We start from the raw sequence: 16,827 nt of genomic DNA on the forward strand, positions 1-16,827 counted from the left end.
GGACATGAGCAGCTCGGCAAGCACGGCCGCGGGCGGCGGCAGGCACGGCGGCACCGTGAACGGCGGCATCTCCCACTGGTTCGCCGACGACGGCCTCCCGGCCGTGCGGGAGCCGCTGACCGGGGACGCGAGCGCCGACGTGGTGATCGTCGGCGGCGGCTACACGGGCCTGTGGACCGCGTACTACCTGAAGAAGGCCGCGCCCGCGCTGCGGATCACCGTCCTGGAGCAGAAGTTCTGCGGCTACGGCGCCTCCGGCCGCAACGGCGGCTGGCTCTACAACGGCGTGGCGGGCCGCGACCGGTACGCGCGCCTGCACGGCCGGGAGGCCGCCGTACGGCTCCAGCGGGCGATGAACGACACCGTGGACGAGGTGATCCGCGTCGCCGCCGAGGAGGGCATCGACGCGGACCTCCACAAGGGCGGAGTCCTGGAGGTGGCCCGCACCCCCGCCCAGCTGGCCCGCCTGAAGGACTTCCACGCGCACGAACTGTCCTACGGCGAGCAGGACCGCGAGCTGTACGGCGCCCGCGAGACCGCCGCACGCATCCGGGTCGCGGACGCGGTCGGCTCCACCTGGACCCCGCACGGCGCCCGCCTGAACCCGGTCAAGCTGGTCAAGGGCCTGGCCGGAGCGGTGGCCGCGCTCGGTGTGACGATCCACGAGGCGACCCCGGTCACCGAGATCCGCCCCCGTCGCGCGCTCACCCCGTACGGCACCGTCAGCGCCCCCTACGTGCTGCGCTGCACCGAGGGCTTCACCGCCTCCCTCAAGGGGCAGCGCCGCACCTGGCTGCCGATGAACTCCTCGATGATCGCCACCGAGCCGCTGACCGGCGCGCAGTGGGAGGAGCTCGGCTGGGACGGCCGCGAGGCCCTCGGCGACATGGCGCACGCCTACATGTACGCGCAGCGCACCGCCGACGACCGGATCGCGCTCGGCGGACGCGGCATCCCCTACCGTTTCGGTTCGCGCACCGACAATGACGGCAGCACCCGCCCGGAGACCGTCCGCGACCTGCGCGACATCCTCACCGGCTTCTTCCCCTCGCTGGCCGGGGTGCGCATCGCGCACGCCTGGTCCGGGGTGCTCGGCGTGCCGCGCGACTGGTGCGCCACGGTCACCCTGGACCCGTCCCGGGGCCTCGGCTGGGCCGGCGGCTACGTCGGCTCGGGCGTCGCCACCGCCAACCTCGCCGCCCGCACCCTGGCCGACCTGGTCCGCCTCGACTCCGGGCAGGCGGGCCCCACCGAGCTGACCGGGCTGCCCTGGACCGGCCACAAGGTCCGCAAGTGGGAACCGGAGCCGCTGCGCTGGCTGGGCGTGCAGGGCATGTACGCCACCTACCGCACGGCCGACCGCCGGGAGGCGCTCACCCACAGCGCCCGCTCCTCCCGGCTGGCCCGGGTCGCGGACCGGGTGGCCGGACGGCACTGAGGCTCCTCACGTGCAGGCCGTGCGGGGTCCTGGGCGCAGAAGGAGGGTCCCGGGTGCGAACTCGGGACCCTCTCTGCCCCTCGCGGGTCTCTCTTCTGTCTTTCAGATCTCTCTTTCAGATCTCTCTTTCAGATCTGTCTCTCAGACCGGCGACTCCGGCACCGCCTCCGGGGCCGTGGTGTGTTTGGGCGCGCGGGCCGTCACCATCAGGCCCGCGACCAGCCCGGCCAGCAGCATGACGGCCGCGGCCCACCAGATGGCGACGGTGTAGCCGTGCACGACACCCTCCGGTACCACTCTGCTCCGGTCGGCGGGGGAGCGCAGGTGGGCGGTGATGTACGCGGTGCTGCTGGAGATGGCGACCGTGTTGAGCAGCGCGGTCCCGATGGAACCGCCCACCTGCTGTGCGGTGTTCACGGTCGCGGAGGTCACGCCCGAGTCCTTCGGGGCGACGCCCGCGGTGGCGGTGGCGAACACCGGCATGAAGGTCAGGCCCATGCCCAGGCCCAGGAGCAGCAGCGCGGGCAGCACCTCGGTGGGATAGCGCGAGGTGACCGTCAGCCGGGTGAGCAGCAGCAGTCCGGCCGCCGCCAGCAGCATCCCGGGGACCATGAGCGCGCGCGGCGCCACGTGCTGGAGCAGCCGGGCCGAGATCTGCGTGGAGCCGACGACGATCGCGGCGGTCAGCGGCAGGAAGGCCAGCCCGGTCCGCAGCGGCGAGTAGCCCAGGATCTCCTGGAGGTAGTACGTCATGAACAGGAACAGCCCGAACATGCCGATCACGGCCAGCAGCATGGTCAGCAGACAGCCGGCCCGGTTGCGCTCGCGCAGCACGTGCAGGGGCAGCAGCGGCACCGGCGCCCGGGTCTGCCACCACACGAAGGCGGCGAGCATCGCGGCGCCCGCCGCGAACAGGCCGAGCACCAGCGGATCCGTCCAGCCGCGCGGCTGCGCCTCGCTGAAGCCGTAGACGACGGCGACCAGACCGCCGCAGCCCAGCACGGCGCCCGGCACATCGAGGCGTACGCCGGTGTGCGCCGGCCGGTCGCGCAGCAGGGCGAACGCGCCGAGCACCGCGACGGCGGCGATGGGCACGTTCACGTACAGGCACCAGCGCCAGTCCAGGTACTCGGTCAGCAGACCGCCGAGGATGAAGCCGATCGCCGAGCCGCTGCCCGCCAGCGCGCCGTAGATCCCGAACGCCTTCCCGCGCTCGCGCGGATCGGTGAACGTGGTGGTGAGCAGGGAGAGCGCGGCCGGGGCGAGCACGGCCGCGAAGGCGCCCTGGAGGGCCCGCGCGCCGAAGAGCATGCCCGAGGAGGTGGCCGCGCCGCCGAACGCGGAGGCGGCGGCGAAGCCGACGAGCCCGATGACGAAGGTGCGCTTGCGGCCCACCAGGTCCGAGATCCGCCCGCCCAGCAGGAGCAGCCCGCCGAAGGCGAGGGTGTAGGCGGTGATCACCCACTGGCGGTTGGCGTCCGACATGTGCAGGGCGCGCTGCGCGGAGGGGAGGGCGATGTTCACGATGGTCGCGTCCAGTACCACCATGAGCTGCGCGGTCGCGATCACCACCAGCGCCCACCAGCGGTGCGCGTCGGAGGGGCGGGCGTGCCGGGGCTGATGCCGTGGGTGGTGTCGCGGAGCGTGCCGGTGCAGAGCGGAGGATTCACCTTTTCGGGTGATACTCATCCCGCCAGAAGAGCACGGATCGGGGCACATCGCATCTCCGGTTGCCGTGCCGGGCGGGGCCGTCCGCCGGGGGAGCGGGGCGGGGCCGGGGGGTTGTCAGTGGTCGGGTGCAGCATGGGGGCATGGCGAGGAGAGCGGGCGGCGGGAGCGGTACGGGGGCCGGGCGGGCCGGGGTGAAGCCGCCGCGGCCGCCCGAGGTGCGGTTGCCCGCCCTGGAGGCGTACGCCGGTGCGGGGCTGGCGCCGGACGGGGACTACGACGGGCTGGAGTTCCGCGAGACGGACCTCGCCGGGCAGGACGGCGCGGGCGCCCGCTTCCTGGACTGCGCGCTGCGCGGCTGCGTCCTGGACGACACCTCGCTGCGCCACGCGCGGTTCCTCGACACGGTCCTCACCGGCGTACGGGGCGTCGGCACGAACCTCGCGGACGCGACCCTGCGCGATGTGGAGCTGACGGACGCCCGGCTCGGCGGGGCGCAGTTGCACGGCGCGGTCCTGGAGCGGGTGCGGATCCGCGGCGGCAAGATCGACTATCTCAATCTGCGCGCGGCGCGGCTGCGGGACGTGGTCTTCGAGGGCTGTGTCCTGGTCGAGCCGGACTTCGGGGGCGCCCGGCTGGAGCGGGTCGCGTTCACGGACTGCGTCCTCAAGGGCGCCGATCTCGGCGGGGCGGTGCTCACCGACGTCGATCTGCGCGGGGCCGCCTCGCTGGAGATCGCCCGCGGGGTGGACCGGCTGGCGGGTGCGGTGATCAGTACGGGCCAGCTGCTGGACCTGGCGCCGGTGCTGGCGGCGGAGCTGGGGGTGAGGGTGGAGGACTGAGCGCCACCCGGTGGGCGCGGGGGCGCGGGCGCGGTTCAGGGCAGGCGGGGGAAGCGGGCCTGGAGGGTCCACAGGGCCGGGTTCTCCGCGAGATCCTCGTGCAGGTCGCACAGGTCCGCGATCAGGTCGTGCAGGAAGTCCCGGGCCTCCCGGCGCAGCGCGCTGTGGGAGAAGGACAGCGGGGGCTCCTCGGCGGGCATCCAGTCGGCCTCGACGTCCACCCAGCCGAAGCGGCGCTCGAAGAGCATCCGGTCGGTGGACTCCGTGAAGTCCAGCTCCGCCCGCTGCGGCCGGGACGCGCGCGAGCCAGCCGGGTCCCGGTCCACCTGCTCCACGATGTCGCACAGCGCCCAGGCGAAGTCCAGCACCGGCACCCAGCCCCACGCGGTGGCCAGCTCCCGGTCGGTCTCGGTGTCGGCCAGATAGACGTCCCCGCAGAACAGGTCGTGGCGCAGGGCGTGGACGTCCGCGCGCCGGTAGTCCGTCTGCGGCGGGTCGGGGAAACGGGTGGAGAGCGCGTAGCCGATGTCGAGCACGTAAGGGATGGTGTCACGGCAGCCGCATAAGATCGCACTCGTGTCCCGTACCGCACCGTTTGCCCGAGCCGTCGGCGTGTTACTGCTCTGCGCCCTCCCCCTGACCGCCTGCGACGGAGGTGTCCATGGCAAGCCGGGCGGTTCCGGCCTGAGCGACCCGTACTTCCCGAAGGCGGGCAACGGTGGGTACGACGTGACCCATTACGGGCTCACGCTCGCCTACGACCCCGGCCCGCGCCGCCTCACCGGCACCGCAGTGATCACCGCCCGCGCCACCGAGGACCTGTCCGCCTTCGACCTCGACCTCCAGGGGATGGAGGTGCGGAGCGTGACCGTGGAGGGCCGGGACGCCCGGTTCAACCGGGCCGGTCAGGAACTGACGGTCCGGCCGCACGACGGGCTGGACAAGGGCGAGACGTTCAGCACCACGGTCCGCTACACGGGCACCCCGCAGACCCTCACCGACCCCGACGGGTCCAAGGAGGGCTGGCTGCCCACGTCCGACGGCGCGCTGGCCCTCGGCCAGCCGGTCGGCTCCATGGCCTGGTTCCCCTCCAACAACCATCCCTCCGACAAGGCCACTTACGACATCGCCGTGAGCGTGCCGGCGGACGGGAAGCTGACGGCCGTCTCCAACGGCGAGCTGACGGGTACGACCACCGCCAAGGGCCGCACCACCTACCGCTGGCACACCGGGGAGCCGATGGCCAGCTATCTCGCCACGGTCGCGATCGGCGACTTCGACGTGCGCCGCTCCACGCTGAAGAACGGCCTGCCGGTCTACACGGCCGTCGACCCGTCCCTGGCCAAGGCGAGCGACGCCGTGCTCGGGCAGCTCCCCGAGATCATGGACTGGGCGGAGTACAACTTCGGCCCGTACCCCTTCTCCTCCACCGGAGCGATCGTCGACCGCCTCCCGGACGGCAGCTACGCCCTGGAGACCCAGAACCGGCCCACCTTCCCCGGCGTCCCCGACACCGCCACCCTCGTCCATGAACTGGCCCACCAGTGGTACGGCGACTCCGTCACCCCCAGGAGCTGGCGGGACATGTGGCTCAACGAGGGCTTCGCCACCTACGCGGAGTGGCTCTGGGACGAGGACCACGACGGCCCCAGCGCCCAGGAGACCTTCCAGGAGCTGTACGACGGCGCCAAGGACAGCGGCGTCGACAGCGACGAACTGTGGTCCTTCCCGCCGGCCCGCCCCTCCGGCGCCGCGCACATCTCCGACGAACCCGTCTACTCGCGCGGCGCCATGGTCCTGCACAAGATCCGCCAGACTGTCGGCGACGACGCCTTCTACGACATCATCCAGGGCTGGGCCACCACCCACCGCCACGGCACCGCCTCCACCGCCGACTTCACGGCCTACGTCGAGAAGAAGGCCCCCCACAAGGACTTCACCCTCATCTGGCACGACTGGCTGTACGGCGAGGGCAAACCGGCCCACTCCTGAGGCGGGCGAGACCTGGTGCCCTCCGTCCGCGCGGTCGGAGGACCGTGTCAGCGGGACTCCGTGAGCGCCTGTTCGTAGGCCGTCCGGAGGAGTTCGGAGGCGCGGGGCTGGTCCGGGTCGGGGCGGGGGGTGCCCAGGTGGGTCTCGCGGAGTTCGTCCATGAGGTTCTGCCAGAGCTGCGGGCCGCCTTCCTCCAGGAGGCGGGCGCGGACGGTGAGTTCGGGGGTGGTCGGGCGGTGCCGCATGCCCCAGGAGCCGAGCGCGACCATGACGGGGACCGTCTGGATGCCCGCTTCCGTGAGGCTGTAGGTCGCCCGGTGCCCTCGCCCGGCCTGCTCACGGGTGAGGAGGCCGCCGGTGACGAGGGCCTTGAGGCGGCTGCTGAGGATGTTCGACGCGATCCCCTCCTCGGAGTGGCCGAGCAGCTCGCGGAAGTGCCTGCGTCCGCCGAAGACCACGTCGCGCAGGACGATGAGGCTCCACCGGTCCCCGAGTGCCTCCACCGCCGCGTTGATCGCGCATCCGGACCGCGGTTCGTCCCGCATTCCCACCTCCAGTGATTGCACTCCGCCAGCACCGAGTCTAGGCTCGCCCGCGGCTGGTGATTGCATTTCGCAATCACATCGCTTCGAGGGCAGGAGTCCGTGCAATGTCCCGCGTGAGGGTCCACAACTTCTCCGTCTCCGTCGACGGATTCGCCACCGGTGAGGGGCAGAGCCTCGACGCCCCGTTCGGCCACGCCGGCGCGCGGCTCCACGAGTGGTTCTTCCCGACCAGTACCTTCCGGCGGATGCAGGACAAGCCGGACGGGAGCCATGGGGCCGATGACGCCGTCGCCGGGACCTGGGACGCCGGCATCGGAGCGGAGATCATGGGCCGCAACAAGTTCGGCCCCCAGCGCGGACCGTGGGAGGACGACGACTGGGTCGGCTGGTGGGGGCCCAACCCGCCCTTCCACACCCCGGTGTTCGTCCTGACCCACCACCCGCGCCCCTCGGTGGAGATGGAGGGCGGCACCACCTTCCACTTCATCGACGCCACGCCGCAGGAGGCGCTCCGCCAGGCGCGCGACGCCGCGGGCGGCCTGGACGTGCGGATCGGCGGCGGCCCGACCACGGTCCGCGAGTTCCTCGCCGAAGACCTCGTCGACCATCTGCACATCGCCGTCGTCCCGATCGTCCTGGGCCGGGGCGAGCGCCTGTGGGACGGACTCGAAGGGCTTGAGCAGCGCTTCCGGGTCGAGTCCGTGACGACCCCCAGCGGCATCACCCACATGACCTTCACCCGGCCCTGACGACCGCTCCGCCTTCGCCTTTGTCTTCGCCTTCGCCCTCGCCTTCGCCTTCGCCTTTCTTCAGGCCGTCTGGCTGGAGCCGGTGTCCAGTTCCTTGCGCAGGACCGTGCACGGGCGGTTGCCCTTGCGGTCGCGGCGGTGGGCGAGGGGGCGGTAGCCGAGGGCGGTCCAGAAGGCGAGGGCCGGGTGGTTGCCGTCCAGGACGGCGAGGCGTACGGCGGTGCGGCCGGCCGCGCGGAAGCGGTCCTCCACGAGGGAGGCGAGGCGGCGGCCGTGGCCCCGGCGGCGGGCCGCCGCGTCCACCATCAGCAGGCCGATCCACGGATCGGGGTCGGCCGGGTCGGGGTGGTGGTTCAGGGTGATCGCGACGCCGACCAGGGCGCCCTCGCTGCGGGCCAGCAGCACCTGTGCGCCGGGGTGGGCCAGTTCGTCGGCGAGCGCGGCGGCGACCTGCTCCGGGCGGACGTCGTCCGGGTCGGGGAAGTCACCGCTCAGGGCGTGGAAGTCGCGCTGCGAGGCGTAGAGCGCGGTGAGTTCGGTCAGCAGCTCGCCCGGCAGAGCGTGGTCGGGGGAGAGCGCGAGAGGTTCGATGATCACAGGGGGAACCTACGCGCGGGCCGCGCCGTGAGCGCGCCGGAGCCCGGACCGCCGTCGCGGATCCGGGCTCCGGGCCTGGCGTGGCGGCGGGTCAGACGCTCACGCCGAAGTCCTGCGCGATGCCCACGAGGCCCGAGGCGTAGCCCTGGCCGACGGCGCGGAACTTCCACTCCGCGCCGTTGCGGTACAGCTCGCCGAAGACCATGGCGGTCTCGGTGGCGGCGTCCTCCGACAGGTCGTAGCGGGCGATCTCGGCGCCGCCGGCCTGGTTGATGATGCGGATGTACGCGTTGCGGACCTGGCCGAAGTTCTGGCCGCGGTTCTCGGCGTCGTAGATGGAGACCGGGAAGACGATCTTGTCGATGTCGGCCGGGAGGCCGGCCAGGTTGACGTTGATCGCCTCGTCGTCGCCCTCGCCCTCGCCGGTGCGGTTGTCACCGGTGTGGACGATGGTGTTGTCCGGGGTCTGCTTGTTGTTGAAGAAGACGAAGTGGCCGTCGGAGTAGACCTTGCCCTGGGTGTTGACCGCGATCGCGGAGGCGTCGAGGTCGAAGTCCGTGCCGGTGGTGGTGCGGACGTCCCAGCCGAGGCCCACGGTGACGGCGGTCAGGCCCGGAGCTTCCTTGGTGAGCGAGACGTTGCCGCCCTTGGAGAGGCTTACAGCCATTGTGGGGAGTCCCTTCCCTCGTTGCGTGTGCGGACGAAGCTACCGCCACCCCTAGGAACGCCGAGAGGGTCCCCATGGTTCCTGACGCCTTTACCTTTTTTACCAAGGTGGGTTCGAACGCCCGGACAGCCCCGGAGAGCCCCGGACAGCCCCGGACCGGCACCACGGGCACCACGGGCACCACCGGCACCACCGGTGCCGAAATTCCGGTGACGTGACCCGGACACGCGAGGGACCATGGAGGACATGTCCGGTCCCCATGTCATCCGCGGCTCCGTCGTGCTCCCCGAGGCCGAGCTGGTCTGGCGCTTCTCGCGGTCCTCGGGGCCCGGCGGCCAGCACGTCAACACCTCCGACAGCCAGGTCGAGCTGCGCTTCGACCTGGCGCACACCGAGGCGCTGCCCGAGGTGTGGAAGGAGCGCGCCCTGCACCGGCTGGCCGGCCGGCTCGTCGACGGCGTCGTCACCGTCCGCGCCTCCGAGCACCGCTCCCAGTGGCGCAACCGCGAGACCGCGGCCGTACGCCTCGCCGCGCTCCTCGCCGAGGCGACCGCGCCCCCGCCCAAGCCCCGCAGGCCCACCCGCATCCCCCGCGGCATCAACGAGCGGCGGCTGCGCGAGAAGAAGCAGCGCTCGGAGACGAAGCGGGGCCGCACGGGTCGCGACTGGGGGTAGGCGGCAGGCACACCGGTCGTTGTCGCGGTCGCTGTCGCGGTCATGGGCCCGCGGGCGCGCTCACGTCCCGGCCGGGACCGCAGCCAGGCCGAGCACGCCCACCGTCTGGCCGCCGCTCGTCTCCCCGTTCGTACGGAAGCCGAGCCCGAGGTAGAAGCGCTCCGGGCCGTCCGGACCCGGGTGCCAGGACACGTACAGCTCCGTCCCACCCCGGCGGCGGATCTCCGCCGCGACGGCGCCGACGGCGAACCGGCCGTAGCCGCGGCCCTGCTCACCGGCCGCGATGTTCAGCCGCCACAGCCCCGAGCGCCGCTCGCTGCCGTCCTGGTGCCAGTCGATGCCGAGGAAGGCCATCAGGAAGCCCACGGGACGCCCGCCGTCGACGATCAGGCGCGGCCAGGCGACGCCCGGCCACGCGTACGCCTCGGCGAGGGACTTCACGACCGGCGCGACCGCGTACTCCTGGTCGGGGCGGACCCGGATGCCGAGCGCGGCGTCCAGGTTCGCCGGGGTGATCTCTTCGAGGCGGGGCGCTGAGCCGGTGCCGGGACCGGGGCCGGGGCCGGGGTTCGTCATGCGCGCACCGTAGGCGGCGCGTCCGCCGCGCGGCCACCGGATTACGGCCGGTCCGAGGGCCGCGGGACGAGGGAGACAGGGGCGGGCCGGGGGGCCACCGCCCCCGGAGATCCCGCTCAGCCCAGCTGCCGGTACCGCCCCCGGAAGTACACCAGCGGGCCGTCACCGGCGCCCGGGAGGCGGGCCGTCAGGACGCGGCCGACGACCAGGGTGTGGTCGCCCGCCGGGACCCGCTGCTCGGTGCGCAGCTCCAGGGTGGCCAGCGCGTCGTCCACCAGCGGGGCGCCGGACACCTCGCCGCGCGTGTGGGGGACGTCCGCGAAGAGCAGACGGTCGCTGATGCGGCCCTTCATCGCGAAGCGGCCCGCGATGTGCCGCTGGTTCCCGGTCAGGACGGACACCGCCCACAGCGGCTGTTCCGCGAGCAGGTCGTCCATGCGGGAGCCGGTGCGCAGGCTGACCAGGGCCAGCGGCGGGTCCAGGGACACCGAGAGGAACGCCGTCGCGGTCATGCCCACGTCCTCGCCGACCGGCGCCAGCGGGTCCTCCGCGTCGAGCGGCGGCTCCTGCGCGGTCACCAGAACCACGCCCGCGGCCAGCCGGGACATCGCGGCACGGAACTCGTCGTCGGTCACCCCCTCAGCATGCCCGGGAATGGCCGGGGCGAGGGCGGAGGACGGGGCGGAGGAAGTGTTCAGCACACATCAACGCTAATGACCGGCCCGCGCCGCCCGCATCGGGCCATGGCCCGAGCCCGGACCTAGGTCCACGGACCCAGCGGGCAGCCGTCGGATCCCCGCAGCCGTCGAACCCTCGCAGCCGTCGTCGAACCCCCGCGACATCATCGGAACCAGCGATTCCGACCCGTTCGGCGGCCGTCTCGTGCATCATGTCCGCACACGAGAGAGTTTGCGTTCCGTCAACGCTTGGGAAAAAAGCAGAAACTCTACCCAATTGTTCATGTTCGCCTGTGACTTGAGTCACAAGCAGCGTGAATTGTTGACCCTGTGTACCGAGTGGGCTTCACGCTGTGATTCAGTGGCGTAGACCGCACGCACGATACGCCGAAGAAGACCCTTTGATTCACTGCGAGGTCTCGGGGGGAGGGCGAGCATGGAGACCGAGTCGGAGCCGTACGTCCGCCTTGCGACCCTGCGGCAGCTGCACCAGGTCATGGCGGACATGAACACCGCGCGCAGTCTGGCCGACACGCTCCAGACCGTGGCCGACGGCGTCGTGACCGGCCTCGGGTACGAACTGGCGTGCGTCAACCTCGTACGCCCCGACGGCGACCTCGTCGTCGCCGCCTTCTCCGGGAACCCCGCCGCCGAGGCCCTGATCACCGGCCGGGTCGGCTCCCGCGCCTCCTGGGAGCGCCGGCTGACCATGGGCGAGACCTGGGGCGACCTGGTCTTCATCTCGCACACCGAGGGCTGGGTCCTCGACGACGACGACGTCCCGCAGTGGTACACGGACGGGCCCGCTCCCCGCTTCGAGGACGAGTGGCACCCCTCCGACCGGCTCTTCGCCCCGATGTACTCGCCCGGCGCACCCGGCGGCTCCCCGGGCGAGCTGCTCGGCGTGCTCTCCGTGGACCGCCCGCGCAACGGCCGCCGCCCCGGCGCCTGGGGCCGCGAGGCGCTCCAGGTGTACGCGTTCCAGGCGGCCATCGCGATCAGCAACGCCCGGCTGCGCGCGAACATGCAGCGCGCCCTGGTGCGCCTGGAGCGCGAGCAGCAGGCCCTGCGCGCCAGCGAGGAGAGCTTCCGGCAGGCCTTCGAGTACGCGCCCTCCGGCATGGCCATCGCCGAGATGGGCGGCGACCAGCACGGCCGGATCCTGCGCACCAACGACGCCCTGTGCCGGCTGCTGGGCCGCCCCGCCTCCGCGATGCGCCGCTACTCCTTCTCCGACCTCGTCCACCCCGAGGACATAGGCACCCTGCTGCGCACCTCCGCCGAGGGCGGCCGGGCCGAGCTGCGCCTGGGCCGCCGCGACGGCAGCTACGTCTGGGTCTCCCTGCGCAACTCGGTGGTCGCCGACGCCGCCGACGGGCCCCGCTTCCTGCTCACCCACGTCGAGGACATCGAGGAGCGCAAGCGCCGCGAGCTGCACCTCGCCCACCGCGCCTCCCACGACTCCCTGACCGGTCTGCCCAACAGCGCCGAACTGCGCTCCCGGCTCGCCGCCCGCCTGTGCCGCCGCCCGCAGTCGGCGCACGCCGAGGAACTCGCCTCGCTGGACGCGGCCTACGGCCACCCGGTCCACCCGGCGGGCGACGGCGGCCATGACCACGGCTTCGACTTCGACTCCGGTCCGCAGCCCTACGACGGCTACGACCACCATGTGCACACCATCGCCCCCGAGGGCGACCGGGACGACGGCACCAAGGGGCTCGCGGTCCTCTTCTGCGACCTGGACGGCTTCAAGTCGATCAACGACCGCTTCGGGCACAACGCGGGCGACGCCGTCCTCATCGAGGTGGCCCGGCGGCTGTCGGGCGGCGTCCGCGACGGCGACACGGTGGCCCGGCTCGGCGGCGACGAGTTCGTGATCCTCGCCGACGGCCTCGGCCGCGCCGATGCCCAGGACCTCGCCGTGCGGCTGCGCAACGAGATCATCCAGCCCATCCGCGCCGAGGGCCGGGCCGTCCGGGTCGGCGCCAGCTTCGGCATCGGCTGGGCCCATTGCGGGATGACGGCGGACGAAGTGCTGAAGTCCGCCGACGAGCGGATGTACGTCGAGAAACGATCTCGTCCCAAACAACATCGCCGCGCCGGTTGATCCGCAGGTCAGCGCGTTGATGCGGGGTGAGTCACCCGTTCGGGCCCACGGGAGCGGGTAGGCTCGCCATCCTCACGACGTACCGCATCCGACCCGCACCTGTTGAGGAGACCTAGGGATGACGCCCGGCGACAACGGCCCGAGCACGCCCGAGGACGACGACCCGTTCGGCTATCTGTACGCCGACGGTCAGGCCAACGGAGCCCAGCCGCCCTCCGGCGGTTACGGCTACCCGGGCTCGGTCAACCGGGTCCGCGCCGTCGGCCAGCGTCAGTACGGCCAGCAGCCCCAGCAGACGCAGCAGGCCCCCACGGCGGCCTACGGCCAGGCTCCTCAGCAGCAGGGCGCGTACGGCCGGCCGAGCGCCCACTACGCGGCCCCGGAGACCCTGCCCGGCGGCCAGCAGCCGCCCCGGCAGCCGGCCCAGGGCGGCCCCGGCGGCGGTGGCCGGCGCGGGCCCAACACCAAGGGACTGCTGATCGGCGCCGTCGTGGTGGTCGCCGCCGTGGTCATAGGCATCACCTTCGCCATGCTCAACGACAAGGACGACACCAAGGACGGCGCCACGGGCGGCACCACGGCCCCGCCGGCCACCCAGAGCGCCCCGCCCAGCCCCTCGTCGAACAGCACCGTGGCCCCCGACGGCGAACTCCCCAAGATCGACGCGAAGGCCCTGCTCCTGACGGGTACCTCCACGGCGTCCGAGGTGGAGGGAGCAAAGGCGGACGGCGGAATCTACGTCACCGGCTTCAACCACGTCGGGGCGAAGGTCACCTGGTCCGTGAACGGCATCCAGAAGACCGGCACGTACCGGCTGTACGTGCGGTACGGCATCCCGGGCGTGGACGCCGATGCCACGCTGGTGGTCAACGGCAAGTCCAGCACGCAGACGTTGAACATGAAGAACTTCGGCAAGCTGCCGGAGGGCGACTGGAAGAACGACTGGCAGACCACCTGGGCCAACGTGAACCTGAACAAGGGCACCAACACGATCGAGATCGCCTGCAACGACGGCAATCAGTGCAACGCCAACCTGGATCAGATGTATCTCACCGGCGAGAACGGCTGACCCTCACGCCGAACCGCCCTCGCCGCTGACCTCCACCCGCTCCAGCAGCTCCCGGTAGGCGGCCCGGTCGAAGTCGCCCGCCGTGGGGGACAGGACCGTCGCGGCGGAGAGGGCGACCGCGCGGGCGAGGCGGTCCGGCCAGGGGAGGTTCTCCACCAGGCCGGAGAGCAGCCCGGCGACGGCCGAGTCGCCTGCGCCGGTCGGGTTGCCGTGCACACGGGCGGGCGGGGCGGCCCGCCACATGCCGTCCGGGGTGCGGGCGAGCAGGCCCTCGGCGCCCAGGGAGGCGATGACCGTGCGGGCGCCGCGCCTGCGGGCGTCCTGGGTGGCGCGCAGCGGCTCGTGGGAGCCGGTCAGCTCGGCCAGCTCGTCGGCGTTGGGCTTGATGATGTCGGGGCGGGCGGCCAGTCCGCGCCGCAGCGCCTCGCCGCTGGTGTCCAGCAGCACCGGCACGTCCGCCGCGCGGGCCGCGCGCACCAGGACGGCGTAGGCGCCCACCGGCAGTCCGGGCGGCAGGCTGCCGCACAGCGCCACCGCCGCCACACCGGACAGCATGTCCTCGTAGGCGTCCTGGAAGGCCGCCCACTCGGCGGCGGTGACCAGCGGGCCCGGCTCGTTGAGCTGGGTGGTGTCGCCGGTGTGCTCGTCCACCACCGCGACGGTGCGCCGGGTCGCGCCGGCCACCGGGACCAGCGCGTCCGTCACACCGGGCTCGTCCGCGAGCCGGGTGCGCACCTCGTCGCCGGTGGCGCCGCCCGAGAAGCCGGTGACGGTCACCCGGTGGCCGAGGGCCGCCAGGACGCGGGCCACGTTGATGCCCTTGCCGCCGGGCCGCTCGGTCACCTCCGACACCCGGTGCGAGCCGTGGGGCCGCAGGGACGGCACCCGGTAGGTGATGTCGAGAGCGGTGTTCAGCGTGACCGTGAGGATCACGTGGGCCGGCCTCCCCGGGGTAGTACGCGTGCACGGAGCTCCGGCGGTGCGCCGGAGCTCCGATCATGTCAAACGGACGGCGCGCCGCCCACCCCTCACGCCCCGCACCGGGCCAGGACGTCCGGTGGACGGGCGGACGGATCAGCGCAGTTGGGGATCGACCACCCACTCGCCGCGCCGCATCACGCCCTTGAGGACGAAGTCCTCGTCGAGCAGGACGAGGTCGGCGTCCTTGCCGGGCTCCAGGGAGCCGACGCGGTCGTCGACGCCGAGCAGCCGGGCCGGGTTGGCGGACAGCGCGGCCACCACGTCCTCGACGGGCAGCCCGTCGACGGTGACCGCGCGCCGGAACGCCCGGTCCAGGGTGAGCGTCGAACCGGCGATGGAGCCGCCCTCCACCAGACGGGCGACGCCGTCGGTGACGTCGACCTCCAGCGGGCCGAGCAGATAGCGGCCGTCGCCGGACCCGGCGGCGTCCATGGCGTCGGTGATGAGGGCGACCCGGGCCGCACCGGCGTGGTGGAAGGCGAGTTCCAGGGCGGCGGGGTGCAGATGGACGCCGTCGTTGATCAGCTCGACGGTGACCCGCTCGTCCTCCAGCAGGGCGGCGATCGGGCCGGGCGCGCGGTGGCCGAGCGTCGGCATCGCGTTGAACAGGTGGGTGGCGACGGTGGCCCCGGCGTCGATCGCCTCCACGGTCTGCTCGTAGGTGGCGTCGGTGTGCCCGATGGCCGCGATCACCCCGCGCTCGGCGAGCAGCCGTACGGAGTCCAGGCCACCGGGCAGTTCGGCGGCGAGGGTGACCATCTTGGCCTGGCCGCGGGCCGCGTCGACCAGCCTGCGCACGTCGGCCGGGTCCGGGTGGCGCAGCAGGGCCTCGGAGTGGGCGCCCTTGCGGCACGGGGAGATGAAGGGGCCCTCGAAGTGGATGCCGGCGATCTCGCCCTGCTCGGCCAGTTCGGACAGCAGTCCGGCCTGCTTGGTGAGGATGCCCATGTCGTCGGTGACGGTGGAGGCGACGACGGTGGTGGTGCCGTGCGCCCGGTGGGTGCGTACGGCGGTCATGACGTCGTCGGCGGAGCCGGAGAAGGCCGCGCCGCCGCCGCCGTGGTTGTGGAGGTCGACGAAGCCGGGGACCAGCCAGTGCCCGCTGACATCGACGGTCGGGGTGTTCTCCGGTGCGGTCCCGGCGATCCGCGTGCCGTCGACGATCACCCGGCCGCCGTCCGCGATCCCGGTGGGCAGCACCACCCGGGCGCCGTCGAGAACCTTGCTGGGGGCCATCTGGTGGCTACCTCCGGGGAGTCGTGGAAGAGGAAGAGTGCGGTGCGGCCGCGGCGGACGTGCCGCCGAGGAGGTCCCAGGCGAGCAGGCCCGCGCCGAGGCAGCCGGCGGTGTCGCCGAGGGCCGCGGGGACGATGGCGGGCAGTTTCTGGAAGGTGACCCGGCGGCGTACGGCCTCGCGCAGCGGGGCGAAGAGCGTCTCCCCGGCCTCGGCGAGCCCGCCGCCGATGATCAGGGTGCGCGGGTCCAGCAGGGTGAGCGCGGTGACCAGGCCGTCGGCGAGGGCGTCCACGGCCTCCTGCCACACCGCGCCGGCCCGGGGGTCGCCGGACCGCACGGCCTTGGCGCAGTCGGCCGCGTCCGCGTCCGGGTCGCCGCACGCCTCGGCCCAGGCCAGGCTGACCGCGGAGGCGGACGCGTACCGCTCCAGGCAGCCGCGCTGGCCGCAGGGGCATTCGGTGCCGCCGGGGCGGACGACGATGTGCCCGATCTCGCCGGCGAAGCCGTGCGCGCCGGCCTCGACCCGGCCGTCGATGCCGATGGCGCCCGCGATGCCGGTGCCCAGCGGGACGAACAGATAGCGGTCGGCGCCCTTGCCCGCGCCGATCCGGCCCTCGGCGAGCCCGCCGGTGCGTACGTCGTGGCCGAGGGCGACGGGCAGGCCGAGGCGCCGGCCGAGCAGGTCGCGCAGGGGGACGTCGCGCCAGCCGAGGTTGGCGGCGTAGGCGGCGACGCCCTCGTCCTCGTCGACGATGCCGGGGACGGCGACACCGGCCGCCGCGGCCGGTTCGCCGAAGCGCTCGGCGCCGTGGGCGCGCAGTTCGGCGGCGAAGCCGAGGATGCCCTCGACGACGGCGTCGGGGCCGCGCTCGCGGCCGGTGGGCCGACGCGCCTGGTGGAGCAGCCCGCCGTTCTCGTCGACCAGTGCGGCCTTCATCCCGGTGCCGCCCACATCGAGCGCGATGACGTGTCTCACAGATGACAGTGTGGCCCTTTGACCCGCGAGAG

Annotated in this window: 17 protein-coding genes; 7 read left to right on the forward strand and 10 right to left on the reverse strand. The window is 73.0% G+C overall.

Features of this window, described 5'->3' with window-relative positions; genetic code table 11:
* Positions 1-4 precede the first annotated feature (4 nt).
* Complete coding sequence (locus B086_RS0113915) at positions 5-1,438, forward strand: NAD(P)/FAD-dependent oxidoreductase (RefSeq protein WP_018567025.1); 1,434 nt, start codon at positions 5-7, stop codon at positions 1,436-1,438.
* Positions 1,439-1,579: 141 nt separating this feature from the next.
* Here B086_RS0113915 and B086_RS0113920 read toward each other — a convergent pair whose 3' ends face one another.
* Positions 1,580-3,127 carry an MFS transporter gene (locus B086_RS0113920; protein WP_078531080.1) on the reverse strand — a complete coding sequence of 516 codons (1,548 nt, stop codon included), beginning with the start codon at positions 3,125-3,127 and terminating at the stop codon, positions 1,580-1,582.
* Between the two features lie 122 nt (positions 3,128-3,249).
* Between B086_RS0113920 and B086_RS0113925 the strand changes: the two genes are divergently transcribed.
* Positions 3,250-3,948: a pentapeptide repeat-containing protein gene (locus B086_RS0113925; protein WP_051115832.1), complete on the forward strand. Its 699-nt coding sequence runs from the start codon at positions 3,250-3,252 to the stop codon at positions 3,946-3,948.
* A 35-nt stretch (positions 3,949-3,983) separates the two neighbouring features.
* On the opposite strand, the gene B086_RS0113930 is transcribed toward B086_RS0113925, so the two are convergent.
* Positions 3,984-4,484: a hypothetical protein gene (locus B086_RS0113930; protein ID WP_018567028.1), complete on the reverse strand. Its 501-nt coding sequence runs from the start codon at positions 4,482-4,484 to the stop codon at positions 3,984-3,986.
* 7 nt (positions 4,485-4,491) lie between these two features.
* Between B086_RS0113930 and B086_RS0113935 the strand changes: the two genes are divergently transcribed.
* Positions 4,492-5,940, forward strand: a complete 1,449-nt coding sequence (locus tag B086_RS0113935) for a M1 family metallopeptidase (RefSeq protein WP_078531081.1) — start codon at positions 4,492-4,494, stop codon at positions 5,938-5,940.
* A gap of 47 nt (positions 5,941-5,987) precedes the next feature.
* On the opposite strand, the gene B086_RS0113940 is transcribed toward B086_RS0113935, so the two are convergent.
* Positions 5,988-6,485, reverse strand: coding sequence for a winged helix-turn-helix transcriptional regulator (locus tag B086_RS0113940; protein ID WP_018567030.1), 498 nt, complete (start codon positions 6,483-6,485; stop codon positions 5,988-5,990).
* Between the two features lie 104 nt (positions 6,486-6,589).
* On the opposite strand from B086_RS0113940, the gene B086_RS0113945 reads away from it, so the two are divergent.
* Positions 6,590-7,234, forward strand: coding sequence for a dihydrofolate reductase family protein (locus B086_RS0113945; protein WP_018567031.1), 645 nt, complete (start codon positions 6,590-6,592; stop codon positions 7,232-7,234).
* A gap of 60 nt (positions 7,235-7,294) precedes the next feature.
* Here the strand turns inward: B086_RS0113945 and B086_RS0113950 are convergent, their stop codons facing one another.
* Together B086_RS0113950 and B086_RS0113955 are read right to left on the reverse strand one after the other, a co-directional pair.
* On the reverse strand, positions 7,295-7,831 hold the full coding sequence (locus tag B086_RS0113950) for a GNAT family N-acetyltransferase (RefSeq protein ID WP_018567032.1): 537 nt from the start codon (positions 7,829-7,831) through the stop codon (positions 7,295-7,297).
* 91 nt (positions 7,832-7,922) lie between these two features.
* Complete coding sequence (locus B086_RS0113955; RefSeq protein WP_018567033.1) at positions 7,923-8,498, reverse strand: TerD family protein; 576 nt, start codon at positions 8,496-8,498, stop codon at positions 7,923-7,925.
* Between the two features lie 246 nt (positions 8,499-8,744).
* On the opposite strand from B086_RS0113955, the gene arfB reads away from it, so the two are divergent.
* Positions 8,745-9,173, forward strand: coding sequence for an alternative ribosome rescue aminoacyl-tRNA hydrolase ArfB (arfB, locus tag B086_RS0113960; RefSeq protein WP_026252406.1), 429 nt, complete (start codon positions 8,745-8,747; stop codon positions 9,171-9,173).
* A gap of 60 nt (positions 9,174-9,233) precedes the next feature.
* On the opposite strand, the gene B086_RS0113965 is transcribed toward arfB, so the two are convergent.
* Positions 9,234-9,749 carry a GNAT family N-acetyltransferase gene (locus B086_RS0113965; protein WP_018567035.1) on the reverse strand — a complete coding sequence of 172 codons (516 nt, stop codon included), beginning with the start codon at positions 9,747-9,749 and terminating at the stop codon, positions 9,234-9,236.
* A gap of 116 nt (positions 9,750-9,865) precedes the next feature.
* A complete protein-coding gene (locus tag B086_RS0113970) occupies positions 9,866-10,450 on the reverse strand; it encodes a flavin reductase family protein (protein WP_078531082.1) in 585 nt (194 codons plus the stop codon).
* 412 nt (positions 10,451-10,862) lie between these two features.
* On the opposite strand from B086_RS0113970, the gene cdgB reads away from it, so the two are divergent.
* A complete protein-coding gene (cdgB, locus tag B086_RS0113975) occupies positions 10,863-12,533 on the forward strand; it encodes a diguanylate cyclase CdgB (RefSeq protein ID WP_018567037.1) in 1,671 nt (556 codons plus the stop codon).
* 118 nt (positions 12,534-12,651) lie between these two features.
* Positions 12,652-13,602 (forward strand): CBM35 domain-containing protein, encoded by a 951-nt coding sequence (locus B086_RS0113980; RefSeq protein WP_018567038.1) that lies wholly within the window; start codon positions 12,652-12,654, stop codon positions 13,600-13,602.
* A 3-nt stretch (positions 13,603-13,605) separates the two neighbouring features.
* Here B086_RS0113980 and B086_RS0113985 read toward each other — a convergent pair whose 3' ends face one another.
* From B086_RS0113985 to B086_RS0113995, 3 genes are all read right to left on the reverse strand, one after another.
* Positions 13,606-14,535, reverse strand: coding sequence for a 1-phosphofructokinase family hexose kinase (locus B086_RS0113985; RefSeq protein WP_018567039.1), 930 nt, complete (start codon positions 14,533-14,535; stop codon positions 13,606-13,608).
* A 141-nt stretch (positions 14,536-14,676) separates the two neighbouring features.
* Positions 14,677-15,819, reverse strand: a complete 1,143-nt coding sequence (gene nagA, locus B086_RS0113990) for an N-acetylglucosamine-6-phosphate deacetylase (RefSeq protein ID WP_018567040.1) — start codon at positions 15,817-15,819, stop codon at positions 14,677-14,679.
* Positions 15,820-15,826: 7 nt separating this feature from the next.
* On the reverse strand, positions 15,827-16,795 hold the full coding sequence (locus B086_RS0113995) for an ROK family protein (RefSeq protein WP_018567041.1): 969 nt from the start codon (positions 16,793-16,795) through the stop codon (positions 15,827-15,829).
* Positions 16,796-16,827 lie beyond the last annotated feature (32 nt).

Source organism: Streptomyces sp. PsTaAH-124 (assembly GCF_000373685.1).
Taxonomy (GTDB): Bacteria; Actinomycetota; Actinomycetes; order Streptomycetales; family Streptomycetaceae; genus Streptomyces; species Streptomyces andamanensis.

Coding starts and splice junctions, on each gene's coding strand:
- B086_RS0113935 (WP_078531081.1), top strand. CDS start 4,492: ATGGTGTCACGGCAGCCGCATAAGATCGCACTCGTGTCCCGTACCGCA.
- B086_RS0113980 (WP_018567038.1), top strand. CDS start 12,652: ATGACGCCCGGCGACAACGGCCCGAGCACGCCCGAGGACGACGACCCG.
- cdgB (WP_018567037.1), top strand. CDS start 10,863: ATGGAGACCGAGTCGGAGCCGTACGTCCGCCTTGCGACCCTGCGGCAG.
- B086_RS0113940 (WP_018567030.1), bottom strand. CDS start 6,485: ATGCGGGACGAACCGCGGTCCGGATGCGCGATCAACGCGGCGGTGGAG.
- B086_RS0113920 (WP_078531080.1), bottom strand. CDS start 3,127: ATGAGTATCACCCGAAAAGGTGAATCCTCCGCTCTGCACCGGCACGCT.
- B086_RS0113945 (WP_018567031.1), top strand. CDS start 6,590: ATGTCCCGCGTGAGGGTCCACAACTTCTCCGTCTCCGTCGACGGATTC.
- B086_RS0113955 (WP_018567033.1), bottom strand. CDS start 8,498: ATGGCTGTAAGCCTCTCCAAGGGCGGCAACGTCTCGCTCACCAAGGAA.
- B086_RS0113925 (WP_051115832.1), top strand. CDS start 3,250: ATGGCGAGGAGAGCGGGCGGCGGGAGCGGTACGGGGGCCGGGCGGGCC.
- nagA (WP_018567040.1), bottom strand. CDS start 15,819: ATGGCCCCCAGCAAGGTTCTCGACGGCGCCCGGGTGGTGCTGCCCACC.
- B086_RS0113965 (WP_018567035.1), bottom strand. CDS start 9,749: ATGACGAACCCCGGCCCCGGCCCCGGTCCCGGCACCGGCTCAGCGCCC.
- arfB (WP_026252406.1), top strand. CDS start 8,745: ATGTCCGGTCCCCATGTCATCCGCGGCTCCGTCGTGCTCCCCGAGGCC.
- B086_RS0113915 (WP_018567025.1), top strand. CDS start 5: ATGAGCAGCTCGGCAAGCACGGCCGCGGGCGGCGGCAGGCACGGCGGC.